The organism is Bacillus sp. T3, from assembly GCF_033449965.1.
In the GTDB taxonomy this organism is placed as follows: Bacteria; Bacillota; Bacilli; order Bacillales; family Cytobacillaceae; genus Bacillus_BU.
The window spans coordinates 2,357,266-2,384,244 of the sequence record NZ_CP137761.1 but is presented as its reverse complement, the minus strand read 5'-3'; the positions used below and the strand labels follow the sequence as shown (position 1 = coordinate 2,384,244).

The window sequence follows — 26,979 nt, the reverse complement described above, 5'->3', positions numbered from 1 at the left end:
ATTCCCCTTACCTATACAAATATCTTTCATGTATTGAAAAAACAGCCCTAATGTAATAACCTAAAGTGATAATATTTTCTTTTTATCCTTTTAATGAAACGGAGCCAAAAATAACATTGATACTAGTAATCGATAACTACGACTCATTTACTTATAATTTAGTGCAATATATACGTCAAATAAGCAGTGACATCATTGTCATCCGTAATGACCAGCTTTCCATAAATGAAATTGAAGAAATGAACCCAGATGCCATTTTGATTTCACCAGGACCAGGAAATCCAAATAATGCTGGAATCTGCTTGGAAGTGGTTAAGACTTTTTATAAGCAAATTCCTCTATTAGGTGTGTGCCTTGGGCAACAAATTATTGCTCAAGCTTTTGGTGGGAACATCATAAAAGCAACTAAGCCAATGCATGGTAAAATTTCACTTATGCATCATGATCAACGTTCTATTTTTGCTGAATTGGAATCCCCGCTCCAGGTTACTCGTTACCATTCCCTAGTAGTTGAAGAGTCTTCCCTTCCTTCCTGTCTCGAGATTAGTGCAAAAAGCGTGGATGGTGAAATAATGGCAATCCGGCATAAACACTTTAGAGTGGAAGGTGTTCAATTTCACCCAGAAGCGATATTGACGCAAAAGGGGTTCGACATGCTCCAAAACTTTTTTGTGAAATCACTAAATGAAAAGGAAATCTCACATGCCTGATATTATGAAGCAAAAACCACTTTTATCATTTGAATTTCCCACTCCGGATGGAGAAACAAAGCCAAAAACGTTTAAAAATCCGGTACAGGTTATTACAACTGAAAAATTAGAAGATGTCCTTTCTTGTCTTCAATTAGTAGAAGACGCAGTCCAAAAGGGATATTATGCGGCAGGATTTATTTCGTATGAAGGAGCTGCTGCTTTTGAACCCGCGTTTAGTGTTAGGGAAGGCGGATCCATGCCATTGTTATGGTTTGGCATTTTCAGTGAACCCGATCATATTGGAATTAGCAGTAATCATCCATATTCTTTATCAGAATGGATGCCCTCTGTTACTCAGGAAGAATATCGTTCTGCAATCTCCGCAATTAAACAGGCTATTGCAAACGGAATATCCTACCAAACCAATTATACGATTAGGTTAGACTCTCAATTCGCAGGTGACGATATCGCTTTTTTCGAACAACTCAAACGAGCTCAAGCCTCCAATTATTGCGCTTATCTAAATACAGGAGAACATAGTATTTTGTCGGCATCACCTGAATTATTTTTTCAACTTAACGGAAATCACATTACGACACGTCCGATGAAGGGAACATTAAAACGCGGCAATACATTCAACGAGGACAAAGAGAATGCAAGCTGGCTCTATCACTCAGAAAAAAACCGTGCTGAAAACGTGATGATTGTCGATCTTTTACGAAATGATTTAGGAATAATAGCAGAACCAGGAACAGTAACAGTGGAAAAACTTTTTAATATTGAACAATATCCAACTGTTCATCAAATGACTTCAACGATAAGTGCAAAGGTATCTCCGAATGTAACGCTAACAGAGATATTTAAAGCCCTGTTTCCGTGTGGTTCCATTACAGGTGCTCCGAAAATTAGCACAATGGAACTTATTACCCAATTAGAAAAGGCACCCAGAGAGGTCTATTGTGGTGCAATCGGCTATATTTCTCCAGATGGCAAGGCAACTTTTAGTGTGCCAATCCGAACGGTAATGATTGATCACAAGACAGGGCAAGCAACATATGGTGTTGGAGGTGGAATTACTTGGGATTCTACTGCTGAAGGCGAATATGATGAAATTCTCGCAAAGGCAAGTCTACTTAAACAAGATCTCCCTGATTTTCAATTAATTGAAAGCTTGCTATTAGAGAATGAAAGATATTTTTTATTGGAAGAGCATTTAAATCGGATTAAAAATTCAGCCCAATATTTCGGGTTTCAATTTCAAATAGCCGATGCCGAAAAATATTTACTAAAGTATGCTAGTCAACAAAAGGAGAAAAAACAAAAGGTTCGGTTTTTATTAGCCAAAAATGGGGAAATGAACATTGAAGGGAACGAGGTGGGCAAATCAGTTGGGCCTAAAAAAGTAATCGTTGCGACTTCACCTGTGCATAAAAATAACCCTTTTCTTTACCATAAGACAACAAATCGTGACATCTATTATCAGTATCAAAAGAATAAACCCGCTGAAATATTTGATATATTACTTTGGAATGAAAATGGAGAAATAACAGAATTTACAAACGGGAACATCGTGTTAGAAATCGATGGAATACGTTGGACACCATCTGTAAAAAGCGGCTTATTAGCTGGAACCTTCCGCGAATCATTAATTAAAACGAAGGAAATACGGGAAAGAACTCTTTCTATTGAAGATCTAAACTATGCTACAAAAATTTGGTTTATCAATAGTGTCCGAAAATGGGTTCAAGTTCGTTTCGTTTAAAAAATATTATGCGGGCTTGTTGCTGCGTTTTTTTTCAAGCCCGCCGATTATATGTTCATCATAATTTTTCCTAATGAAATTATATTTTTTTCGTTTCTTTTTTTTCTGTATGTCCAATAATATCGACTAATTTACTATCGATATATTCATTTTGCAGTATATCAAGTTTTATTGAAAGAGAAATATATTCAGAATTACCCGGCCCAGTTTTTTCATATAGATCACGCAATTGGATTTTAAGATAAAGGATCTCTAATAATAGGTTCGTATTTTCATTTTGAATCGATTCTCTTTCCAGCTTCATACAACTCATATTCTGTCCCACCCTATTGAAATTTTTTGATGCATATTTGAGCAAAGAAATTTACTGTAAAGCAAATAAGCAATTCAACGCATCTCGATAGTAGCACGAACTAGAACACTTGTGAACGAGGTAACAAAATGTTAAAAAATTGAGAAAAATGTTATATAATATTGAAATATTATGCTAAAAAATAAAAGTATGCGTAACTACCTCTATTAAAATATTTCTAACAGAATAAATGATAGTAAAGGAAACAACCGAATTATTTCGAAATAACAATACGGAATAAAGAAAAAATATTGTAAAAATGCTAAAAACTTTAGTGCAATAACACAGTTATGCGTTTAAGCACTATCAAAATAAACCTTTATACTATTCTTTCCGACAAAAAATTGTTTGTCTCCCCTCCTGCTCATTTTCCTCATAAAAGAGGACCGACCAATTACCAAATTCCATTAACAACTCGTTTGGCAAAAGTTTATAATGATCAGATATTTCTCTGTTATTATTTTCTGCTGAAACAAAATAAGTTTCCATAAAAAAGTATCCTCCTTGTTTAACAGTCATTTTTACTAGTGGAAAGAGAGAACGATCGAGATAATAGGTGATCACAACTAGATCAAATTTTTCTTGCTTAAAATGAAGTTCATTCTTGTCTGTAAGGTCGCAGACTTTAACTTTAATTGGTAGAGATTGCTCCCTAGCCTGTTCGTTAAGATAGTTTACGGCCACATCTGAGAGATCAATTGCCTGCACTTCATAGTTTGATTGGGCCAAGAACAGACTATTCGCACCAAGTCCACACGCCAAATCGAGGGCTAATCCACCTTTTAAATACGGCGACAGATTTGTTAATCGACCATTTGGGGTAAGTTTAGGAAGGTTTACTACTCGTTCCTGATACTTCTTATTCCATTTCGATTTTGAATTCAAAAAATCTCATCCTTTCGATCCAAACTTAAATACTCTGTTCCTATTTTACCAAATATTTTTTTAAACCTTGATGCGTCGTTCTTTTTAGATAATCTTGGTGGAAAGGATTATAATAAGACAGATAATGAATGTACATAGAGAGGTGCTTGAAATGACATATCCAAACACAGATGAAACCGTTCGTTTAATAAAATCATTAGTTGAAATTCCTAGTCCCTCTGGGAACACAAATGAAGTGATTACTTTTGTAGAGAACTTTTTAAAGGAGTATCGTGTTGAAACTAAACGTAATCACAAAGGTGGGTTGATTGCATCTCTACCTGGTCAGAATGAACAAAACCATCGAATGCTTACAGCCCATGTGGATACATTGGGAGCCATGGTGAAAGAGATAAAACCAAGTGGACGACTCAAGCTGGATTTAATTGGTGGCTTTAAATTTAATTCGATTGAAGGAGAGTATTGTGAGATCGCTACCTCCTCCGGTAAAAAATATAGAGGTACCATTTTAATGCATCAAACATCTGTTCATGTATATAAAGATGCCGATAAAGCTGAACGCAATCAAGATAATATGGAAGTGCGGATTGATGAGAAAGTGCTCAACGCGGATGATGTAAAAGCACTTGGAATTGAAGTTGGAGATTTTGTTTCATTTGACCCAAGGGTAGAATACACATCTTCCGGCTTTATCAAGTCGCGACACCTTGATGATAAGGCAAGTGTGGCGATACTCCTTCAGCTTATAAAACAAATCGTCCTAGAAAAAATTCAGCTACCCTATACGACCCATTTTCTTATTTCCAACAATGAAGAAATCGGATATGGCGGAAATTCCAATATTCCAACCCAAACGGTAGAATATCTTGCCGTTGATATGGGAGCAATTGGCGATGGACAATCAACAGATGAATATACGGTCTCGATTTGTGTAAAGGATGCAAGTGGGCCTTACCATTTAGGTCTTAGAAACAAACTAGTTAAGCTTGCAAATGACAATGGCATAGCGTATAAGCTGGATATTTATCCATATTATGGTTCAGATGCTTCTGCGGCGATCCGTTCTGGTCATGATATCATCCATGGATTGGTTGGCCCTGGTATTGATTCCTCCCATGCTTTCGAACGAACTCATCGGGATTCTATTGAAAATACCGCTAAGCTACTCTATCATTACGTTCAATCTGAAATGATGGAATAATGACAAAAGGAGGCCATTTCTTTAAATGGCCTCCTTTACACCTTTTTAATATCCTTTTGAAGGATTAACAATATTTCGTAGCGGTTTATTTTCTTCTATATTATTTAACGTCTCAATAAAACAGGCCACCCCTTCTTCAGGTGTGGTAACAGCAGAAATATGAGGTGTAATCACGATGCTTGGATGTTCCCAAAATGGATGTTCCTTTGGGAGGGGTTCTTGAGAAAAAACATCAAGAACAGCAAATCGCACCTGATTGGCAGCTAACGCTTCGAGCAGAGCTATTTCATCCAAAGACGCCCCTCTGCCAACATTAATAAAACCGATGTTGCGCGTATGTTGAAAGATATCCTTATTAAATAGGGTGTAGGTTTGCTCCGTTAACGGCAATGTATTGATAACAAAATTCATTTCATTTAAACGAGTGTAATGTGTATCAATCGAAAGCACTTCATGAAAATAGTCCTTTTTCGTACCGCTTAATGAAACCCCATATACCTTTACACCAAAGCTTGACAATACTTTAGCAACGGTTTGCCCAATTTCACCTGTTCCATAAATCATCAGCTTTTGTTCGCTAAGTAAACCAGGAGTATACGGTTGCCAGTTCTTTTGTTTTTCGTTTTCAGCAAATTTCTGATGTGCTTGAAGGTCCTGAAGAATATAACTCAAGCTGTATTGTGCAATTCTCTGCCCAAAAGAACAGATGGTTCTCGTTAATAATACCTTCTCATCCCACTTCTTCCCGTATAAAAATCGGTCAACACCAGCCCCTAGTGAGTGCACCCATTTCACCCCGCTATAATCAATATCAGCCTTCAAATTAAAACAAACGAGTGCATCCGCCCAGTCCAATTCAGCTTCATTTAACCTTTCTTCAGCTAAATAATGAATGCAATATGGCAATGCTTCTTTTTCTATTAGACGTTGAACTTCTTTATACATCGGACTAATAACTAAAATATTTTTAATGACCATGATCTCTACACCTCTAATTTTCTAACTTTCCACGAAGTCTCACTCAAAAAGGTCGAACCTAATATTAAAATGCCTCCGACAATCTGCATTGTGTTCATAGCTTCATGTAAAATAATCGCCGCAATCACAACAGCCGAAATCGGGTCAATATAGCTTAACACTGCAATGGTTTGTCCTTTTAGTTCTTGAAGTGAGCTAAAATATAAGAAATAAGCAAAGCCAGTATGAATAATTCCAAGAATAAGAATGAATACAATCGATTTTAAGTCTAGTGCAGAAAAAGTCATGGCTTCTTTTATGTATACATAAGGTAGTAGCACGACCGATGCAATCATTAATTGAGAAAATGTCGTTTCATAGCCAGAGAGATTTTTAATAAATTTATTCATTAAGATGACGCTCGCATACAGTGCTGCTGCAAGCAATCCATACAAAATCCCAATAGGGTGACGATAATTCCCTTGTACATCTCCTCCTCCAGAATAAACAATTAAAAATAAACCGAGCATAGCAAGTACGATACAACTTACCTTTACTGGTGTTAATCTTTCTTTCAATATGAACGGAGCTAATGCCATGACAAATATTGGTGCAAAATAATAGCTGACTGTTGCGTTAGCAATCGTTGTATAACGATAAGCTTCAAAGAGGAATATCCAATTGAAGCCGATTGCAGTACCAGAAAGGGATAATAACACAATATTTTCCTTAATCATAGAAAATGAAAGTTGTTTTTTCAAAATTAAGCTAATACCGTATAAAAATATACTTCCGATAATGCCCCGTAAAAGTGCTATTTCACTAGATGAAAGATTAATATTTTTTACAAACACACCAATACTCCCAAAGATGAGCATAGTAAATATCATTTTTGCTTGACCCTTCACACTGTTTCCTCCTTGATGCTTTTGTGCAACCTATGACACACAAATCCGTTATCTAAATATTCTTTATAATTATACCAATATATCACTTTTTATATTTTATAGGAATAGTACAAAACAAAAAAAGCAAAGATATACAAAAGGTACACCCTTGCTTCATTTTTGGATTATCATTATTTGAATTGATTAGGAAACTGTTTTACAATGCCGTCAGTTAATAGATCTCCCATTTTTATTAAATGTTGTTCGTTTATATCAGCAACCTTTATGTCGCCCTTCCAATTGCGGTTGAGTCTGGATTGAACCTCTTCAGTCGTTAGCTTTAAATGAGTATAAAACATATCTGTAAGGATTTTTTTTGACCAATTTGGGTTGGCCTTTGTTAGAAAAGCGACAATTTCATCTGCGTTTCGAACCCATTCCTTATTGTATTTCTCCGTATTGACCTGATTTTTCGTTTTAACTGCATCAATCAATTGACCAGCAATAGCAATATGTTCCCTTAATAAATTGGTCAGCTTGGTGCCTGCCTCCTCTCCGTAATATGGTTTAATTAGATTTCCGATATCGACTTGGTTTTGCATAAGGCGATCTAAGACATCCTTTTGATCCTCGAGCCCTGCTAAATTACTAACGATAAAACTCCTCGTCCACCACGCATGTTCAATCCAGGCCTTTTGCATATCATATTTTAATTTGATTACAGATTCGTTCAGGCACGTTTCATTTGTTGCTACTTTTCCGTTTGCTTCCACAATAGGAGAAGCGTTCATTGTAATGAGCATTATGAGTAAGAGAATCAAACTGCAACGTTTTTTCATGTTGTTTACTCCTTTTCGTTTGATTAAACAGACTTAGTATTTATTAACTCCCAATTTTTATCCATCTATAAAAGTTTGTCTTTGTTAAGTTTGTCTGTTGATTTCCGTTCCAGGTGCTCCCTTTCCGCGGGGAGTCCGGAAGCCTCCTCGGCGCTAAAGCACCTGTGGTGTCTCCCGCGACCCCTTCTCCCGCAGGAGTCTCGCACCTTCCACTCCAATCAAAAGATTGCTCAAAATCAACTTCGTTCTTAAACGCACAAAAAACTAAAAAAAAGCACTATTCATTTTGAATAGCACCTTAGATAAATGTTATTGTGTTTATAATAACAAGTGGCTTATGTTAAATTAAATTTAACATAAAAAGTCGTTCCTTCTTTTCCGGTTTGAATTTCGATTTTTGCATTATGTCGTGCTGCAATGGCATAACAGACACCCAGGCCTAAGCCTGTCCCATTATCCTTCGTCGAGAAAAATGGTGTTCCTAATTTTTCTAATACTTCAGGTTCAATTCCAACACCTTGATCCTCGATTGCAAGAACCACACTATCATTTTCTTGATAAGTTTTAATCGTTAATATTTTATCTTGCTCCATGGCCTCCAAGCCATTGCGGAAAAGATTTAATATCAATTGTCTAATTTCATTGCGATTTAATCGCAACTTTGGGATGTCAGTTGTTTCCAACTGGACCTGTTTATTTTGATTAAATGCATCTGCATTGAGTAACGGAATAATATCATAAATAATTAAATTTAAATCTAAGTCTTGTAAATCTGTTGTTCTAGTATTCCCCATTGAGAGAAATTCCGAAATAATCGAATTGGCACGGTCTAGCTCGTCAATCATTAATTCGAAGTATTCATTAAACTCCTTGCACTCATCTTTTTTGTTTAATAGCTGTAAAAATCCTCGCACCGTTGTCATTGGATTACGGATTTCATGGCTGATTCCAGCAGCCATTTGACCGATCAGATCAAGACCAGACAACCGTTTCATTTCATTCTCCATTTTCTTTTTTTCCGTTATATCCTTAAAAAAACAACAGATTCCATCATCATTAAAAGGAAATACTGAAATTTGATACCATATATCATCATAAATTGAACGTGTTTCAAAATGAGTCGCTACCCTTTCCTTCATCGCCCGATGAAGTTCATGATACATTTCCGAATTTACCGTTTCAAGATAGAGCCCCCAAAAGTTCTTCCCTAACAAATTATAAGGAGTATCAACCCTTGGGAAAAATTGATTAACGTATATACATCTCCATTCTCTATCTAAAGCAATAAATCCATCCGTTATACTATCAATAATATTAATAATTTTTTCGTTAGCAGAAGCCAGTTCTTTCGTCCTCACATCCACCATTTCTTCTAAAATATCTCGATGCTTTCGCAGTTCTAAGGTTAATAAATCCTTTTCCCGCTCAAGCCGTTTTCTTTCCCGTATAACACCTTTGAGTTCACGATTTTTCCTTTCCAATTCATCCTTAGACCGTTTAAGCGAAATATGAGTTTTCACCCTAGATATTAACTCTTTTCGATTAAAAGGCTTTGTCATATAATCGACTGCACCAAGTTCAAAACCCTTTACAATATCTTGAATTTCACTTTTAACAGTCAAAAAGATGATTGGGATATCTTTATATTTTGTATTTTGTTTAATGGTATAACAAACCTCATACCCGTCAATCTCAGGCATTTCAACATCCAATAGAATTAGCTCTGGTCTGTTCTCTTCAAGGAATTTATATACTTCAAATGCATTCTGGGCGATTCCAACCTCATACCCGCATTCTGCCATCACAGTTGCTAAGACCTGAATATTATTAGGGTTGTCATCAACAATCAAGATCAATTCATTCGTTTGATTTTCCATTTCTAGTATCCTCAGTTAATATTTTTTCAATTTGTTTGATTTGAAGTTTAATGTTTACTATATCATAGCAATCAGCGCTTAACATTAAATTTTCCCCAATTGAAATGATTAGTTCCGTTTGATGCTGCTCCCCTAATCGGATTAATCTTTCAGCTAAGGCTTTTACACTCCCGATAATGATCGAGGAGTCTAATTTTTTCAGTAATGGCTCTAACTGAACCCTTAGATCCACAAGTATCTCTGGTTCTAAATTTTCGAATTGTATCATGGTTGTTACTACAGGTTGTTTACAGTTAGGTTCCCTCTTTGAAGCGGGTTTAATATATTGAGCTATTTTCCCCAATAGTTCCTCTGCATTCACTGGTTTCATTAAATATTCATCAAATTCTGTTTCTTCTAGTATTACCTGATGAGCCGACGCACTTAATGCGATGATCGGAACATCACAAAACTTTTTGTTTTGCTTTAATCTCGAGCTCACTTCAAATCCATCCATTAATGGCATAACAAGGTCCGTAATAATTAAGACTGGGTTTTCTATTTCACAAATATTTAAAGCTTCTTGACCATTTTCTGCTTGAAGAACCGTTAAACCAGCTTTAGAAAGTAATTCTTTTAATAAAAAGCGATTGGTTTCAATATCATCGACCACTAATATCTTTTCTTTCGAAAATACATATTTGCAGAAATCGGAATTTTTTATGTCTTCAGGTAGCATTTCAGTTGCAGCTATTTGAACGTTGGTAAATTCAATGGTAAAGATACTGCCCTTACCAACTGTGCTTTCTAAATGAATAATGCCATTCATCATTTCAACAAGTTTTTTTGTAATCGAAAGCCCAAGTCCTGTACCACCATATTTCTTAATACTTTGTCCCGATATTTGTGTAAATGCCTCAAATATCTTTTCTTTTTCTTCATTTGGTATTCCAATTCCCGTATCCTCAACCGATAGTGATAAATTAACCGTACTTTGATTATGAGACGTTGGAGTCAATGTTTTTATGGACAGTTTGATAGATCCTGTTTCGGTAAACTTAACAGCATTTCCTACTAAGTTCAATAAAATTTGACGAATCCTTACCTCATCAAACAGAAAAACATCTGACATATCAGTTTGGATGTCAAGAATCATTTTAATTCCCTTGCTCTCAAGCTTTTGACTAAAAATCGTTTCAATCTCTTTAAAAATTGCAGGAAATTTGACGGGTTTATACTGCAATTCAACTTTACCTGCTTCTATTTTAGACAGGTCAAGAATATCATTAATGATCGTAAGGAGACTATTTCCTGCACTGTTAATGGTTTTAATGTAATTTTGATTGATTTCGTTTTTCATTGTATTGGATAACAGTTCACTGAATCCAATAATTGCATTAAGTGGAGTCCGAATTTCATGACTCATATTTGCTAGAAACTCGCTTTTAGCTTCATTTGCCTTGTCAGCTTCAATTTTTGCTAAATTTAATTCATGATTAGCCCTTTCAATTTCTGCCGTTCTTTCCTTAACCTTTTCTTCCAACCTATTAATATGTACATTTAATTCTTCAGCCATATTATTAAATGCATTTGACAGCTTTCCAATTTCGTCATTTTTATATATGTAGGCCCTCTGACTTAAATCACCTTTTGAAAAACGATCAGCTACATCAATCAAATTATTTATTGGTCTTAAAATGACGTCCGTGCTTTTTTTATAAATAAAAAACGAAATAAATAGTGCGATAATTGATAATACACTTGCCGTTTGGATATTTTGATTGATTTCACTCTTCAATAGACTTTCAGGTACTGCTGTTATAATTAACCAATCTAAACCATCCTTTTTATATTCGGTTAGCTTAAGCTGAAAGGTTTCTCCAGCTTCCTTACCAACATAGTTTTTCTTATCTGTTTTTTTGTAGGACTTGTAGGCATCGATAATCGAAGTAGTTTCAATATCTTCAATACCAATTCTTTCATAAGTTCCGTCTTCCATTTTTTTAAAGTTTGCTGTTTCAACAGAATTGGCTACAATATCACCAGTATTTCTTTCGATTACATAGGCGGTTGCCTTACGGTCTGACACGACTTCCTTTAAAAAACTGTTTAAGCTTGATAATGTGATGTGTGTGCCAAGTACTCCTTTAAGATTTCCTTCCTTATTATATATTGGATAGGCTGATGTGAGCACAAGGTCATCCTTAACAAAATGCTTATAAAGTGGAGAATAGATTGGTTTCCCAGCTTCCTTTGCCAGAGTGTACCAAGGTCTAGTACGTGGGTCAAACGCTCCAAAATCTTCAACAAAATCTTCCTCTGTCAATTCTTTTGAGACAGAATAATAATAGGAATGACCATTTGTTTCGGGATTACTGCGATATATTTCGATTTCGTTAAACACGTTTCTACGTGCTCCGTAATATTCGCCATTTTCCAACCCGTAACTAAAGCTATATATTTCTTTACTGCTCGAATTAATGATTCCAGCAAAAAATGCATCACGAATATTCTTATTTTGAAAATCAATCATCTCACGCTCAAGCAAATAATGATTAACCTGATTTGTATTTGATGGAATAAGGATGAGATTATCAATTTTGTTGGTGATATCTTTTGCCGCATCATTCTCTATTTGATTAATTACGCTTTCAGAAGCATCATTCCAATTAGAGAAAATAATATAACCAATCGTAAGGAGAGTGCTAACCATTAAAAAAACAAAAGAAAAGCTAATAATCCCTCTTATTGATCTGGATTTTTTATCCATCTTTGATGTGCTCCATTTCGTGAATGCCCTATATTTTTTTCTAGTTATCGGCAGAGACAATCATTCAATTGTCAAAAAGAATTTTCATTATTAAAAATCTACAGAAAAAACATTAATAAGTAATTCGACACAATCCGTAATTTTCCTTTAATAATATTTCTCATACCATCAAAATTCTTTTAAAATAACGTTTGCTTCCTTTTCTTATTGAACCATTCTCTTTATAATAAGTTATACTTTAAATTACATACTTTATCATACATACTTTAAGAAGGGTGATTCTATTGCAAAAGCGATTCCTTATCCTCCTCTTTATTTTTGTGTTCACATTAACTGTCATTGGCTGTTCTAATGATGAATCAAATAAACAGGAAGCTACTATTAAGCAGGTTGATTTAACGATTTCAGCTGCAGCAAGCCTGCAAGATGCCTTAAATGAGATTAAAGCAAAATATGAAAAAGAACATTCTAATGTGAATATAACCTATAACTTTGGCGGATCGGGTGCATTGTATCAACAAATTATCCAGGGAGCACCGGTTGACCTGTTTTTCTCAGCAGCAAAAGACCAATTTGATTTACTAGTCAATGATGGATTCATTGAAAAGAATCAATCAAAGGATTTAATTGGGAATGAGCTCGTTTTAATCATACCGAAGGGAGCACAGACAGGTATCCAATCATTTCAAGACATAGAAAAGGCGGAGAAGATTTCGATTGGAATCCCCGAGACAGTCCCGGCTGGGAAATACGCCAAAGAGACTTTGGTGAATTTAGACATTTGGAAAAGAGTCGAATCCAAGCTAGTTTTTGCAAAAGATGTACGCCAAGTGCTTACATATGTTGAAACAGGAAATGTTGACGCAGGAATGGTGTATAAAACGGATGCTCTTACTTCAAATAAAGTTAAAGTAATGACCACAGCACAGAACAACTTACATTCCCCGATTGTTTATCCAGTCGGGATATTGAAGAAGACTGCAAATCCAGAGGAAGCACTGAATTTTTTTGAATACCTCCAAACCCAAGAATCAATGAAAATTCTTTATAAATACGGGTTTAAGAATCTCTAATGCTGTCAAAATTCTTTATACCTATTACGATTAATAAAAAAGCAAGAAGCCTGCACAAATTGACGGCTTCTTGCTTTTTATTATAATGAAAAAAAGGGAAGGATTATAACGGTATAACTATAGAATCGATTCAATATAATTCCCATACCCTTTTATAATTGGCAGCCCTAGAGCATTTAAGTCCTTCCATATTTTTCGATCAAGTGCATATGGTGCCTTTTTTTGCAGACTATCTAATTCTGAATAAGTTAGTTGAATGTTGTAGTATTGCTCACCGTTCTTAATGACTAATTCGTAATAAGAGAACCTCATTAAAAATACTTCATATTGAGGATCCCATTCCTTTAGCTGCCTTTCAATCTGGTCAGCAACCTGTTTGAAAAATTCCTCCCCACTCTGAAAACGGGCCATATACTCTCTGGCTACTCCATTAATATTCATAATAACTATCCCCCCTTCCTTTTTCGAAGGCTTCAAGTTAAGAACGAAAAAGACTCTTATAGCACACAGTATGCACCTAAGAGTCTTCGATGGTGTCGTTATCATTCAAAGCCAAGGCTTTACTGGTAGGAGCACCTTACAAATAGTAGGTTGCTGTGAAGTCCTGGAGCCAGCACTCTCGTTCACTCTCGATAACCTTATTTATTTAATTTATTTTAACATAGTAGCTTAGATATGGAAATTCTGGAATTCTACTTAATTTCAATCGTTCCAGCACTTTGAACCTTAAAGGATTCTCCTTTATTCATCGAAATATGACCTGATTCATAAGGTTGATTATCAATCGTTAGAAATACCTTTTCACATTGATAATATTGTCCGACCGTATTAACAATTGATTGAAGAATTAATCCTTCAAATGCTGCACCAGCGCTCATTTCCTCAATAAAGGCTTTATTCAAATCAAGATAAACATTTCCATCCTGATTTAAATATAGGCTATTAATCTCTGTGTTTTTTGAAAAAACCGTTCCTAATTGATTCGGACTTTGCCCTTTGTATGCTGCTGTCAAAACCTTTCTTGTAATTTCATTTGTGTAAAAGCTAACAGGCCTGCTTTGATAATATATTTTATCGTCATTAATATTCGGATAATAGAAAGTAATATTTTGAACAAGTGGTACATTTTCCTCTACTTTTGATAAGGTCGAGGAGATTTCAGTTTCACCTGTAACAAAAACAGATTTCACTAAGCCAACGTCTTTAGCATAGTAATCTAAGGTTTTATCATTGCCCTTATCTGTCGTTACTTCAATTGCTTTATAATTACCTGAAGGAGTCGTAAGATCCACCGTCATATTCGTGATCGTTCTGATACTTCCATCCTTTAACGTCCATGTTGTCCCCTTTTTAAGTGGCTCCATCAGCATAATTTCCTGATTCTCGCCGGTCAATTTTAATAGATTCTCTCGATAGTATGCTTCTCCTCTAGAATAGACCTTCGTTAGTTTTCCGTCCTTTATCTCCAAGACATTTGCCATCACTGTTCCACCATTCTCAACTCTTTGTTGGACTTTTGTCTCAGAAATATAATCAGGATAGACCGTGAAAGTTGAGTATTCATTTCCAATACCTTCATAGCTATATCGTGTATTTTTAGTGATTGGATAGTATTCGCTAATATCTGGCAGAGTTTCTTTCGTTTGTTTAGGTTCCTTAACTCCATCACTATCATTTTTAGTGTCTGTTTTATTGTTATTGCTGTTTTGATTTGTCTTTTCATTGTTTTGGTTCTCGTCACTTGTATTGTCTTTATTCAAGGTACAGCCAATGAGACCGATCATGAGAAGTAGAACGGTTAGTAGGGTAATCAACCTTTTCATATAAATTTCCCCTTTATAAATTTATCAATCTTCTGTCCCATTTTCTCCTACCCTTATTATACAATGATTTTTCGTTATATAGTCCAAACCAGCGCAAAAAAGACTGATTTATCAGACTTCCCAAAAAGAAGGCTGTGTTTAATTAGTCTGTTGATTTCCGCTCCAGGCGCTTCGCTTTCCGCGGGGCGGGCGGTGAGCCTCCTCGCCGCTTCGCGCCTGCGGGGTCTCGCCTGTCCCGCTGCTCCCGCAGGAGTCTTCGCACCTTCCACTCCAATCAACTGTGACAAAACATAAAAAAGAGAGCGATCAAGATGATCGTTCTCTTAACATGCTTATTATTATACTTCCTCTAACACTTTCTCTTTGACCCTTGTTGTGACTATGTCTTCGAGGACAAATGCTTTTTCAAACCCATCCTTAATTGCATTCGTAATCGATCCAGGATTTATCGCATCCCCAATAACAAAAACATTATCAAAATGCTGTTGAAAGAGCTCTTCTAGTGGATTATATGCTTCTGTACCCATTGAAAATACAAAATAATCTAATTCAAGCTCTATTTGATTTCCAGTTTCATCATCTTCAATGATTACGGTATTCGGAAGAATTTTAACCACTGTTTGACCTTCTATCAGCTTAACATCCTCTTTTATTAAACGATTCAATAGCATTGCTCTTGTATGCGGAGTTACCTTGCTTCCAGTCTCAGTAGGCACCTCAATTAAGGTTACATCATTCCCCTGCTTTGCCAACTGATGCGTAACACTATAGCACACCATTCCGCTACCCATAACCACCATTTTTTTGTTTACAAAAGCTTTTCTTTCTAACAACACATCTTCATAATCACAAACGTTTGCTAAATCATATCCTTCTACGTGCGATACAATTGGTACTGCACCTGTTGCTAAGAAAACTGCAAATGGATTTAATGACTTTATGCTGTTGATCGTGGCGACTGTATTAATACGAACATCTACTTTTAATCGTTCCATTTCGTGGCGATGATAGTCGATCATCCAATTCATTTTTTCTTTAGCGAGTGGTTGATTGACTAGGTTCAATTGTCCTCCAAGCTTGGAATCCTTTTCAAAAATAGTGACATCATAGCCCTTTAATGTCAGAACTCTCGCTGCTTCCATTCCGCCAGGACCACCCCCAACAATGGCTACATGACGCTTTTCGTTTATCTTCTTCATTTCCTTAAACTCTAGTTCTCGACCTGCACGAATGTTTAGAGAGCATTTTACGTGACCTGCAGTTCTTGTACAATTCAGACAGCAAATACACTTTCTGATTTCTTTCTCACGACCTTCGTACGCTTTTTTTGCCCATTCAGGATCAGCGATATGGGCTCTTCCCATTGCGATAAAATCAGCTTTACCTTCTGATAATACGGTTTCAGCAAATTCTGGCTCACGGATAACCCCTACAGTAATGACGGGAATATTGACTACCTTTTTAACAGCATCGGCCAAATACACTCTCCAGCCTTGCTCAAACATCATAGACTCAACCATCTTATCCATAGAATTATAGTTTCCACAGCTTGCATGAATCGCATCAACACCAATTTTTTCTAAATATTGGCTTATTTCCTGACTTAATTCAATATTCAAGCCGCCTTCTTCAAACTCATCAACACTAATCCGAATCGTAACAGGGAAATCCGGACCACATTGTTCCTTTATCCCGGTGACAATCTCCTCCACAAACCTCATCCGATTTTCAAAGCTACCACCATACTCATCCCTACGTAAATTTGTTCCTGGACTCATAAACTGATTAATTAAATAACCATGCGCACCATGGAGCTCGACTCCATCAATACCAGCCATCTTGCAGCGCACTGCCCCCATTACGAATTGATTGACTATGTCTTTTACTTCTTCAGTCGTTAATTCTCTTGGTTGCTCACCAATGGCAGCACAGGTCACAGGGCTTGGTGCAACAATTTGATTACCATTTAAATTATGAGATGTAGTTTCCCTGCCTGGGTGTTGCAGCTGTACAAAGATTTTTGCGTCATATTTATGAACGGCATTTGCAAGGCGATAAAAGCCCGACATGAAGCGATCTTCATCAATTCGAAGCTGGTTAAAATTTGCACGACCTAATTTATAATCAATCGATGTGTATTCAACAATAATTAAACCTGGTTCCACCTTTTGCTCGTTCTTCATAATAAGCAATGACATGATCATTCATTTCTCCATCAGGACCTGGCAGGCTCGTACCCATTGCCGGCATGACAACCCGATTCTTTAATGTTAGCTGTCCAATTTTCCCTTTTTCAAATAAACGATTAAACTTCATTAAGCGACCACCCTTCAAGTTTGTTAAACATTTCACATAGTCTCAGAAAAAAATTATTTCCAATATTTATTATAAATGAAAGGTTCAATTGTTTTTGTGATATAACTATGACATTTGGAAGCACATTGGGGGTTCATGTGCTTCCAAACAATGTTTTTGCTATTATTTTAAACATTTTTGTCACAATTAAGAAAGACTTCCCATCATCGTTAGCCCTGTGGTTTCACAACAAACTTTTAATTTATTGATGGTCATTTTTCCGAAATATTAACGTTAAAGATGATCTGCTACTTTGTTAATACTGATTTTTGCTTTGGTGGATGCTGGTTAGCGATTAATTCACCGAAAGGACTTACAAAAGCGCGTTCATTTGAATCGTTTGCTTGTTTGATTGGAAGTTTAGGGAACAATAACTCCGCCGTCCGATACGCTTCCTCAAGATGAGGATAACCTGATAGAACAAAGGTTTCGATTCCTAACTCCGCATATTCCTTCATTCGTTGTGCAACCTGATCAGGATTTCCAACTAGAGCCGTTCCAGCACCTCCACGAACTAAACCAACACCAGCCCATAAATTCGGACTAACCTCCAAATTTGATCGATCACCTTTATTTAGTTGAGTCATTAATTTTTGGCTTTCAGAATCCATCCGCGCAAAGATTTTTTGTGCCGCAGCAATGGACTCATCATCAACATGCTGGATTAATTCTTCCGCTGCTTGCCAAGCTGCTTCTTCTGTTTCACGAACAATAACATGAACGCGCAAGCCAAATCGGACAGTACGACCCTTTTCCGCTGCTAGCTTTCTAATGTTGTTTATTTTCTCAGCAACCTGAGCGGGTGGCTCGCCCCAAGTCAAATAAACATCAATATGATCCGCGACTACATTTAAAGCTGCTGGCGAGGAACCCCCAAAGTAAAGTGGCGGATATGGTTGTTGCACAGAAGGATAAAGTAATTGACCACCCTCCACACTTAAATGCTCTCCGTGAAAATCTACCTCTTTTCCTTCAAAAAGCTGTTTCCATATCGTTAAAAATTCATCTGTTTGATCGTATCGAGCATCGTGGTCAAGAAATTGTCCATCGCCTGCTAATTCTACCGGATCTCCACCAGCCACCACGTTTATTAGCAATCTTCCTTTAGAAAAACGATCTAGCGTTGCGGCCATTCTTGCTGCAAAGCTAGGTGCCATCAAACCTGGGCGCACAGCAACTAAAAATTTAAGCTTTTCAGTAACGGACAATAACGATGAGGCCACAATCCAGGAATCTTCGCACGATTTCCCTGTTGGAATTAGCACCCCACTATAACCCAATTCATCAACAGCTTGCGCGATTTGTTTGCAATATGAATAGGTAACCGGCTCTTGCCCCTTCGCTTGTTCCTAAATATTTTCCATCACCATGAGTTGGAATAAACCAAAATACTTCCACTAAAAACATCCCCTTATCCAAAAATAGTAGAAAATCTTTTATCAAATGAAAATTAGATTATAAATCCGCCAGACTCTGTATCAGAAATGAATTCGGACAGTTTCTTTGACAATCCTCCAACACCAAATCGTAAAAATTTCCTGCGATTGGAATCATCAGCCAATCGAGATGTTTCATTAAGTACAAAATCTAAAAATGCTAAAATATGAATTCTCCGATTAAGAACCTGGATAATCCCATATTCAAAAAACCAATTGTCAATCGTATTAAAAACACCTTTGTTGATTTTATAATTTCTTTGACAATAGAGAAAAAAGTGTAAATCAGGTAAATTTAATAGCTCACTATCTTTGAATCCTGTCTTAAATCCTCTATTTTTATAGATAAATGGTTTCACTGTTTGATTTTCACTAGACATGACATCCCCTCCTCAGTCATGATCTCGCATTTGTTAAATATTGTTGAAATTAGCTATCTTACATTCACTTCTGGCTCATGGGAGGTTGCCCACCTATTTCCCATAATTTTATTTAAAACTTGATAAACTAACTTTGAAAAATGCGGATTGTCTCGTTGCCGTGGGTATGGTAGGCGAATTGGTAAATCTAAGACAATTTGTCCTTCATCTATTAAAATGACTCGATTTGCAAGCGCTACTGCTTCCTCCACATCATGAGTCACTAAAATGGCTGTAAACTGCCTATCCCGCCAAAGTTTTTCAATCAGTTCATGCATTTCTAATCTTGTTAATGCATCCAACGCACCAAGCGGTTCATCCAGCAGCAAAAGCTCAGGGTCATGTATTAGTGCTCTTGCAAGTGCGACACGTTGCTTTTGACCACCAGATAGTTGGGCCGGCCACGACTTAGCACGGTCAGCCAATCCTACTTGTTCGAGAATGTTCGGGATTTGTGCTCTTTGCTCATCCTGTTTTAAACCGAGCGCGACATTTTCATCCACTCTTTTCCACGGCAAGAGCCGACCATCTTGGAACATCATTTTTGCTAATAAATTTCGGCCTTTCAGTTTTTCTTTATTGACCGTGATCGAACCTGTAGTAGCTGTTTCTAGACCAGCTATAAGTCTTAATAATGTACTTTTTCCGCATCCGCTTTTGCCGACTACAGCAATAAAATCGCCCTGTTGTACCTGCAAATCAATTTTCCTTAATACTTCTTTTCCGTCAAACACTTTTTGTATCGTTGAAAGCTCAACGATTGATTGTTTTACTGCCATCATCAAAACCCTCCAATCATTTCTGATGGCTTGGATGCCATTTTAAAAATCGTTTTTCCGCTACTTTTGCTGCAACATCGGACAGTTTCCCCAACAATGCATAAAGAATGATGCTTAGAACCACAACATCCAGCTGCATGAACTCTCTCGCATTCATCGCCAAATATCCAATCCCTGAATCAGCTGCAATCGTTTCTGCCACAATCAAAGTTACCCAAGTTATCCCTAGCGCAAATCTGACACCAACAAGAATGGAAGGTAACGCCGCCTGAAAAATAATATGCCAAAACAATGAAAATCCCTTAAGCTCATAAACTTCTGCCATTTCAATTAAAGAACGATCAACCGACCTGATCCCATGGTACGTGTTTAGATAAATTGGGAAAAAAGTTCCTAACGCGACGAGAAATAATTTCGCTTCTTCGCCAATCCCAAACCACAAAATCACGATCGGTATGAGGGCAAGGTGAGGGATATTTCGAATCATTTGAATCGAAGAATCCAGTAAACGATCCGAAATATTCGACAAACCATTTGCCAGCCCTAACATAAAGCCAATTCCGCCGCCAATTAAAAATCCAGTAAATGCCCTTTTTGTACTGGTCCAAACATCAGTAAACAACTGACCACTCTTTGTTAACTCTACCGCAGCAGTAAAGATATCAAGTGGGTTTGGTAATACTCTTGCTGAGAGAATGCCCAATGATGAGCTTAATTGCCACGTGACGATTAAAATAATCGGAAGAACCCATGGTAAAAACTGTTTCCATTTCATCGTTGATTCCCCCTTTATTAATTGGTTGCTGGTAGAACTGCTTCGGATACATCAATTTTCTTCGGAATAAGCTTTAAATCATAAAATTTATCGGCTATTTTCTGCTGATTTTCTAAGCGATCAGTGGTAATCTTTTCGATTCCATAAGGTCTGCGATTTAGAACGATGTCTAGTGTTTCCTTATCCATCCCAATTTGTGGTGCCAAGAATTTAGCTGCCTCGCTCCGGCTTTCATCTACCCAACTTTCTGCTTTTGCCAGTTCGTTGAAAATAACGTCAAGGACCTCAGGATTTTCTTTCGCAAATGACTTAGATGATAAGAAATATTCACGATTCTCAACTAAACCTGTTCCATCCTGGATAATACGAGCACCCGTTTTTTGCTGTGCTTCTGCTAAAAATGGATCCCAGATTACCCAAGCATCGACCGCCCCTTTTTCAAACGCTGCTCTAGCATCAGAGGGTGGTAAAAAAGCTGTTTCAATATCTTCATATTTCAATCCATTTGCTTCCAATGCTTTTACAAGCAAATAATGAACGTTTGAACCTTTATTTAAGGCAATCTTCTTCCCTTTTAACTCCTTAACGTTCTGTATTGGAGAATCTTTTGGAACAATGATAGCCTCACCTTTTGGATTCACAGGTTCATTTGCATAATATACAAGTGGTGCTCCCGCAGCTTGCGCAAAAATTGGTGGTGCTTCTCCAGTATGGCCCAAGTCTATGCTGCCAACATTTAATGCCTCTAGCAGCTGTGGACCTCCAGGGAACTCCGTCCATTCAACCTTATAACCCAGTGGCTTTAATTCTTTTTCCAACGTATTTTGTCCTTTTAAAAAGTTGATGGTTCCGAATTTTTGATAACCGATATGGATGGTTTTGGTTTCACCATTTTTTGCTGAAGCTTTTTCACTGCTCTGCTTTTCAGAATTGCAAGCACTTAATAAAAGTAAAAAAAATAACGAAATGAGAACAAGTATTCCTTTTTTTCTAATAGTTAGAGCCATTAATCTTTCCTCCTGATCATATAAATAGCATTCAAGGTAGTGCATTACATTATATTTGCGGAAATTGTCTCCTATCGTGACTGAATCTTCTCCGAACGGTTACCTGAAACATCATCAATCGCTGATTGTATCCGCAATTTAATCTCTTCCTCAATAAAGGTGATATCGTTTTCTACATAACTCAACTGTGAATCAACAATATAGACACCTTGGGGAACTTCTCTCGCACCAAGTACCGAAAATAACGGTTTAAATGAATATTCCAGTGATAATAAATGAGCGATTGTACCACCTGTTGCAATCGGTAATACCTTTTTAGCTTCTAAACCTTTTTCCGGAATTAAATCAAAAAAACTTTTTAAAATACCCGGATAGCTTGCTTTATATACTGGGCTTAAAACGATCAGTGCCTCCGCTTGTTCTACTAGTGTTTGTGAAGCCTGGATCGATGGATCATTAAATTGTGCATGAACGAGTGCGTCCGCTGGTAAATCACGAAGGGACAAAAACTCTACCTCATGTCCTTTATCAGATAATTCCTTGTGAATAAATGAAGCTAGAGCTGATGTTCTCGAAACACGAGCTGGACTTCCTGATACTATTAATACTTTTGTCATATAAATCGTCTCCTTTAATTATATTAATCAAATGCATTTACTCAGTTTAATCCTTAAAAGTAGTGTTTATGCCTTAGTATTAATTATGACTCTAGAAGACTAGTCGTCATCACCAGACATTATAATTATACTTATTGGATAACTTGGTATTAAGTAATAAAAAAAGGTCCTTAACCCATTAATGACTAATAAGGCTAAGGACCTTCGGCTGTCCGATCGGTCAGATTATTTTCTTGTTTATTATCATAAATAACTTTAAATAGAATGTCAATAACAATCGTTATATTTTTCTGTCTTTTGTAAAAATACAGAAAAGATAAATTACATTCTCCTTGAAAAGAAAACTATTAAATGGACCCAATATTCACCCGATTAGCTTTCCATTTCCTTTATTATCGAAGTAAATAAAGTACCGAGAAGAAGTGGCAAATGGTCCCGCCAAGTACGAATAAATGCCAGACAGCATGATGGTGTTTGAATAATTTCCACATATAGAAAATGGCACCAATCGTATACAATAACCCACCTATTACAAGAAGTAAAAATCCAGTATGATGGATATTTTCTACTAAATCCCGCCAAGCAAAAACAATCAACCACCCCATAACGACATAGAGAACGGTGGAAGTGAACATGTATTTCTTCACAAAAAAAGATTTAAAAATAGTTCCACCAATAGCGATTCCCCAGACAATCCCAAATAAAGTCCAGCCTAACCAGCCTTTTACCGCAATTAACATAAATGGAGTATACGTCCCCGCAATAAAAAAATAGATGGCAGAATGGTCCATAATTTCAAAAAAATCCTTTGCTCTACCTGGTCGCAAAGCATGCACGAGCGTTGACGCTGTGTATAGTAGGACCATCGTTGTCCCAAACAGGGTAAAGCTAACAACATGCCAGGCTGTTCCATAAAGTGATGCAAAAACGATTAGAATGACGAGAGCCGCAATACTTAACAATGCACCAATCCCATGTGTTATTGAATTTGATATTTCTTCCTCTTTTGAAAATGAATGCGTATTAGCCACTATCGTTAACTTCCCTTCTACTTACCTTTAACACTACTGCTATTCCATTTTGTACGTGTTATTGCAACAATACAAATAACAAAAGCACTCCAAAGCGAAGTGCTCTTTATCATTATATTCCATTTTTATATCCTTTACTATTTACTTGACTGACTCTTTACAAAATGAAAATAATTCTCAATTAAAGCAAAAAAATTTTATCTACACTACGTCTTTTAATGCATTATAGATCGAGCACCAGGAGCGCTTTGCATAAAAAATGGGAATAGATTGACTTTTCGCCTGTTTCTTGATTACAGTTGACAGATTATGATTTACGTAATCAATTAAAACAAGGATACAGCTTATTTTTTCTGGTAACTCCTTTTTTACCATTTGAGCTTTTCTGCCATTTATATGTAGGACTTTATCAAATCCAACAGTTGTTAATTTTTCCGGAATAACACCTAAATGATCTGCACCAACAATTAATAACGAAGCCATTTTTCATTTCTCCTTTTAGGTTTACGAAACCTTTATTGATAATCGTTATCACTTAATTATATTTTAATTGAAAATGATTATCAGTGTCAATGAATTTTTAGAAACTTTCTTTGAAAGGTTCAATTGATTAATCATTCCATTACTATCAGTTAACAAAAATTAAAAAACGCATCAGGAAAACCCTATCCTGATACGTGTTTTTATTAAAAGGAACTACGAAAATTCTGCCTTCCGTTTTCGTAGACCATTTTACCTTTGTTGATCGTGCTGGTGATTTGACATGGGAATGTGTGTCCGATATAGAGACTTTGTTTATGTTTAGCAAGGAAGTTTTCAGTTGTGACAGTGAAATCTTCTAGCGTAACAATCACTAGGTCCGCGTCCCACCCTACTTCGATTTTCCCTTTTTTGGTCAAACCGAATCGGCGAGCTGGAGCTGAAGCTGTCCAGTCAGCAATACTTGTAAATGGTATATCGTATTGTAGAGCTAATTGAATCATAGATAATAAGGTAAATTGTCCCCCGCTAATTCCACCCCATGCATCAAACAAATTATACTTGGTTGGATCCTTCATGGAAAAAGGACAAGGAGAGTGATCAGAGGAAATCATATCAAACTTTCCTTCTATTAATAACTTAATTAGTTTTTCTTGTTCTTGTTTCACTCTTAATGGTGGAGCACATTTTGCAACAGGACCTTTTTCGATTAATGCCTGATGATTAAATAGTAAATAATGGGGACATGTTTCGACCGTTACATCCACGCCCTCACGTTTAGCAGCTTCAATTTTGTCAATCGCCGCTTCACTGCTAATATGTACAAAGTGGAGGGCGCATCCTGTTAGTCTTGCATAGGTTATGGCTCGCTCGACCGCTTCTGCTTCTGCCAAAACGGGTCGCGTTTCTAAGTAATCATCGGCACTATTAAGTCCTTTTTCCTTCTTTTTACGTTCGAGCCAATTTGTAATGGGAGCACTTTCAGCGTGTAAAGCTAGAATTTTTCCAAGCGAGGCTATTTCCTTCATTCCATTTAACAGTGTTTGATCATCGGCTCGTTCGAACTCTTCATTGCCGGTATCGGATAAAAAGGCTTTAAAACCAATCGCTCCGGCTTCTGCAAGTCCCTGTAATTCACCCTCATTCCCAGGAACCAATCCACCCCACAGTTCAAAATCAATAACCGATTTCTCAAAGCCGATTTTTGCTTTTTGGAGCAAAGCTTCTTTCGTCACCGTCGATGGAATTCCATTTAACGGCATATCAAAATAGGTTGTACATCCTCCAGCTGCCAACATTTGCGAGCCTGTTTCAAACCCTTCCCAATGCTCCCGGCCAGGTTCACTAAAATGCACATGAACATCTATCGCGCCAGGGAATATATACGTTCCACTTGCATTCACTTCGATTAATCCAGTTCCTGAAAGCTGTTTGTCTATTCCGATGATAACTCCGTCTTTGATCGCAATATCCATTTTCGAAACCCCATTTTCGAGGACGACCAGACCATTTCGAATCAAAAGATCATATACTCCCATTTATTCTCACCTCTATTTCGTTAATACCCAACTGACGCTTCCCTTAATAAGCTAATTTATATAAAACTTCCATTAATAATTCGATACCTATTTCTAAATCTTGTAAACTAGTAAACTCCATTGGAGAATGACTAATTCCGTTTTGACTTGGTACAAATAATAATGTCGTTGGGCAAATTTGACCAAATACTTGTGCATCGTGTCCAGCACCACTAATGATATTCTGATAGCGCAACTGCTTCATCTCAGCTATTTCCGTAGCAAGTTGGCACATCTGTTCATCCATTCTTACTGGTTTGACATCCAACCATTGTATAATAGTTACTTCCATTTCTAACTTTTCTGTAACTCGTTTAAATTCATTAAAAATTTCATTACAATACTCTTCAATCACATCTTCCTTGTGATGTCGAATATCCAAGCTGAATTCCACTTCCCCTGCCACAACATTTGGGACATTTGGCAAAACATCAATCTTTCCTACAGTTGCGACTAATTGAGAATCCGTATTCCTTGCTATTTCAGTTAAAAATGAAATCAAATGCGCTGCTGTACTGACAGCATCCTTCCGATAATGCATTAGAGTCGTACCAGCATGGTTGCTTTCTCCTTTTATTTGAATGCGATACCTCCGCTGACCGACAATATGAGTTACAATCCCTATTTGCTTTTTATTTTTTTCAAGGACTCTTCCTTGCTCTATATGAATTTCAACAAATCTTTCAATATCATCTCGAATAGGAGGGATATACTTAACGGGATCAAAACCCGCTTCTTCCATTGCAAGTAAAAAAGGAATGCCATCCGGATCCTTTACATCCTGTACATGATCTAAATCGTATGCACCACTAATATTTCTTGATCCCCAAAAGGTTAACGGAAACCGACTTCCTTCTTCTTCACATAATGATACAACTTCAATTGTTTTCTTGGGATAACCGTATTCTTGAAAAAGTCGCACGGCCGCTATAAAGCTAGCAATGACTCCAAAGGCACCATCATATTTCCCACCGTTTACAACCGTGTCAATATGGGAGCCTGTCAGGACCGTTTTCTCATTTTCTTTACTACCTGGTATTCTTCCAAACAGGTTTCCGACTGAATCAAAATATGTAACTAGCCCTGCTTGATCCATTTTATTTCTTAAAGCCTGCTGTGCTTCACACCAGGCGCTACTGTACAATAATCTTGTTACTCCACCATCCTCAGTTTTGCCAATTGAAGCAAGCCATTCAATTAATTCTCCAACCTGACCATTTTCTGACTGACTATTAATTTGAATGGACATTTAATTCACTCCTCCCTAGTATTTTATGTAATCTTTATTTACATCTATATGTCACATTCTCATTTTGCATACATGACAAACCAATTTCTTTAGTCATTATGTTCTATACAGATTGAATGAGCCTGTAAAAAATTTTAAGTTATTATGCCAATGACAA

At 36.7% G+C, this 26,979-nt stretch carries 23 protein-coding genes, 3 pseudogenes and 1 riboswitch; of the genes and pseudogenes, 4 read left to right on the top strand and 22 right to left on the bottom strand.

What is annotated here, in order from left to right; all coding sequences use genetic code 11:
• The first annotated feature begins 116 nt into the window (after positions 1 to 116).
• Entirely contained in the window at positions 117 to 710 is a 594-nt protein-coding gene (locus tag RGF10_RS12310) for an anthranilate synthase component II (protein WP_318502456.1), read from the top strand.
• Positions 703 to 2,454, top strand: a complete 1,752-nt coding sequence (gene pabB / locus RGF10_RS12305) for an aminodeoxychorismate synthase component I (RefSeq protein ID WP_318502454.1) — start codon at positions 703 to 705, stop codon at positions 2,452 to 2,454. The genes RGF10_RS12310 and pabB overlap by 8 nt, the downstream gene beginning before the upstream one ends.
• A gap of 79 nt (positions 2,455 to 2,533) precedes the next feature.
• Here the strand turns inward: pabB and RGF10_RS12300 are convergent, their stop codons facing one another.
• Positions 2,534 to 2,767, bottom strand: coding sequence for a hypothetical protein (locus tag RGF10_RS12300; protein WP_318502452.1), 234 nt, complete (start codon positions 2,765 to 2,767; stop codon positions 2,534 to 2,536).
• A gap of 363 nt (positions 2,768 to 3,130) precedes the next feature.
• Entirely contained in the window at positions 3,131 to 3,691 is a 561-nt protein-coding gene (locus RGF10_RS12295; protein ID WP_318502451.1) for a class I SAM-dependent methyltransferase, read from the bottom strand.
• 151 nt (positions 3,692 to 3,842) lie between these two features.
• On the opposite strand from RGF10_RS12295, the gene RGF10_RS12290 reads away from it, so the two are divergent.
• A complete protein-coding gene (locus RGF10_RS12290; RefSeq protein ID WP_318502449.1) occupies positions 3,843 to 4,892 on the top strand; it encodes a M42 family metallopeptidase in 1,050 nt (349 codons plus the stop codon).
• Between the two features lie 45 nt (positions 4,893 to 4,937).
• Here the strand turns inward: RGF10_RS12290 and RGF10_RS12285 are convergent, their stop codons facing one another.
• The 6 genes and pseudogenes from RGF10_RS12285 to RGF10_RS12260 form a co-directional block, all read right to left on the bottom strand.
• Entirely contained in the window at positions 4,938 to 5,870 is a 933-nt protein-coding gene (locus RGF10_RS12285; protein WP_318502447.1) for a D-2-hydroxyacid dehydrogenase, read from the bottom strand.
• A gap of 5 nt (positions 5,871 to 5,875) precedes the next feature.
• Positions 5,876 to 6,757 (bottom strand): DMT family transporter, encoded by an 882-nt coding sequence (locus RGF10_RS12280; protein ID WP_318502445.1) that lies wholly within the window; start codon positions 6,755 to 6,757, stop codon positions 5,876 to 5,878.
• Between the two features lie 170 nt (positions 6,758 to 6,927).
• Positions 6,928 to 7,575: a glycosyltransferase gene (locus tag RGF10_RS12275; protein ID WP_318502443.1), complete on the bottom strand. Its 648-nt coding sequence runs from the start codon at positions 7,573 to 7,575 to the stop codon at positions 6,928 to 6,930.
• 335 nt (positions 7,576 to 7,910) lie between these two features.
• Positions 7,911 to 8,963: pseudogene (locus RGF10_RS12270) on the bottom strand (ATP-binding protein); the annotation flags it as partial.
• A 138-nt stretch (positions 8,964 to 9,101) separates the two neighbouring features.
• A pseudogene (locus RGF10_RS12265) lies at positions 9,102 to 9,452 on the bottom strand (response regulator); the annotation flags it as partial.
• Positions 9,433 to 12,201, bottom strand: coding sequence for an ATP-binding protein (locus RGF10_RS12260; protein ID WP_318502441.1), 2,769 nt, complete (start codon positions 12,199 to 12,201; stop codon positions 9,433 to 9,435). The pseudogene RGF10_RS12265 and the gene RGF10_RS12260, both read right to left, overlap by 20 nt.
• 284 nt (positions 12,202 to 12,485) lie before the next feature.
• On the opposite strand from RGF10_RS12260, the gene modA reads away from it, so the two are divergent.
• A complete protein-coding gene (gene modA / locus RGF10_RS12255; RefSeq protein WP_412176622.1) occupies positions 12,486 to 13,274 on the top strand; it encodes a molybdate ABC transporter substrate-binding protein in 789 nt (262 codons plus the stop codon).
• A gap of 117 nt (positions 13,275 to 13,391) precedes the next feature.
• On the opposite strand, the gene RGF10_RS12250 is transcribed toward modA, so the two are convergent.
• From RGF10_RS12250 to allC, 14 genes and pseudogenes are all read right to left on the bottom strand, one after another.
• A complete protein-coding gene (locus RGF10_RS12250) occupies positions 13,392 to 13,715 on the bottom strand; it encodes a hypothetical protein (protein WP_318502437.1) in 324 nt (107 codons plus the stop codon).
• A 95-nt stretch (positions 13,716 to 13,810) separates the two neighbouring features.
• A riboswitch (SAM riboswitch) is annotated at positions 13,811 to 13,913 on the bottom strand.
• Between the two features lie 53 nt (positions 13,914 to 13,966).
• Positions 13,967 to 15,097, bottom strand: coding sequence for a GerMN domain-containing protein (locus RGF10_RS12245; RefSeq protein WP_318502435.1), 1,131 nt, complete (start codon positions 15,095 to 15,097; stop codon positions 13,967 to 13,969).
• A 338-nt stretch (positions 15,098 to 15,435) separates the two neighbouring features.
• Positions 15,436 to 17,295: an oxidoreductase gene (locus tag RGF10_RS12240; RefSeq protein WP_318502433.1), complete on the bottom strand. Its 1,860-nt coding sequence runs from the start codon at positions 17,293 to 17,295 to the stop codon at positions 15,436 to 15,438.
• Positions 17,237 to 17,413 carry an oxidoreductase gene (locus tag RGF10_RS12235; RefSeq protein WP_318502431.1) on the bottom strand — a complete coding sequence of 59 codons (177 nt, stop codon included), beginning with the start codon at positions 17,411 to 17,413 and terminating at the stop codon, positions 17,237 to 17,239. Before RGF10_RS12235 ends, RGF10_RS12240 begins: the two co-directional genes overlap by 59 nt.
• 287 nt (positions 17,414 to 17,700) lie before the next feature.
• Positions 17,701 to 18,850 (bottom strand): annotated as a pseudogene (gene ssuD / locus RGF10_RS12230) (FMNH2-dependent alkanesulfonate monooxygenase).
• 52 nt (positions 18,851 to 18,902) lie between these two features.
• Positions 18,903 to 19,268, bottom strand: a complete 366-nt coding sequence (locus RGF10_RS12225) for a hypothetical protein (protein WP_318502429.1) — start codon at positions 19,266 to 19,268, stop codon at positions 18,903 to 18,905.
• Between the two features lie 53 nt (positions 19,269 to 19,321).
• Positions 19,322 to 20,086, bottom strand: coding sequence for an ATP-binding cassette domain-containing protein (locus tag RGF10_RS12220; protein WP_412176730.1), 765 nt, complete (start codon positions 20,084 to 20,086; stop codon positions 19,322 to 19,324).
• Between the two features lie 16 nt (positions 20,087 to 20,102).
• A complete protein-coding gene (ssuC, locus tag RGF10_RS12215) occupies positions 20,103 to 20,861 on the bottom strand; it encodes an aliphatic sulfonate ABC transporter permease SsuC (RefSeq protein ID WP_318502426.1) in 759 nt (252 codons plus the stop codon).
• A gap of 17 nt (positions 20,862 to 20,878) precedes the next feature.
• On the bottom strand, positions 20,879 to 21,868 hold the full coding sequence (locus tag RGF10_RS12210; protein WP_318502424.1) for a sulfonate ABC transporter substrate-binding protein: 990 nt from the start codon (positions 21,866 to 21,868) through the stop codon (positions 20,879 to 20,881).
• 71 nt (positions 21,869 to 21,939) lie between these two features.
• The gene (ssuE, locus tag RGF10_RS12205; RefSeq protein WP_318502423.1) at positions 21,940 to 22,485 is read right to left on the bottom strand and encodes an NADPH-dependent FMN reductase; all 546 of its coding nucleotides are present in this window, start codon (positions 22,483 to 22,485) and stop codon (positions 21,940 to 21,942) included.
• A gap of 392 nt (positions 22,486 to 22,877) precedes the next feature.
• A complete protein-coding gene (gene trhA / locus RGF10_RS12200) occupies positions 22,878 to 23,516 on the bottom strand; it encodes a PAQR family membrane homeostasis protein TrhA (protein WP_318502421.1) in 639 nt (212 codons plus the stop codon).
• A gap of 201 nt (positions 23,517 to 23,717) precedes the next feature.
• The gene (locus RGF10_RS12195) at positions 23,718 to 23,999 is read right to left on the bottom strand and encodes a DUF2325 domain-containing protein (protein WP_318502419.1); all 282 of its coding nucleotides are present in this window, start codon (positions 23,997 to 23,999) and stop codon (positions 23,718 to 23,720) included.
• Positions 24,000 to 24,202: 203 nt separating this feature from the next.
• Positions 24,203 to 25,534, bottom strand: coding sequence for an allantoinase (locus RGF10_RS12190; RefSeq protein WP_318502417.1), 1,332 nt, complete (start codon positions 25,532 to 25,534; stop codon positions 24,203 to 24,205).
• Between the two features lie 43 nt (positions 25,535 to 25,577).
• Positions 25,578 to 26,822: an allantoate deiminase gene (gene allC, locus RGF10_RS12185; RefSeq protein WP_318502415.1), complete on the bottom strand. Its 1,245-nt coding sequence runs from the start codon at positions 26,820 to 26,822 to the stop codon at positions 25,578 to 25,580.
• Positions 26,823 to 26,979: the final 157 nt, after the last annotated feature.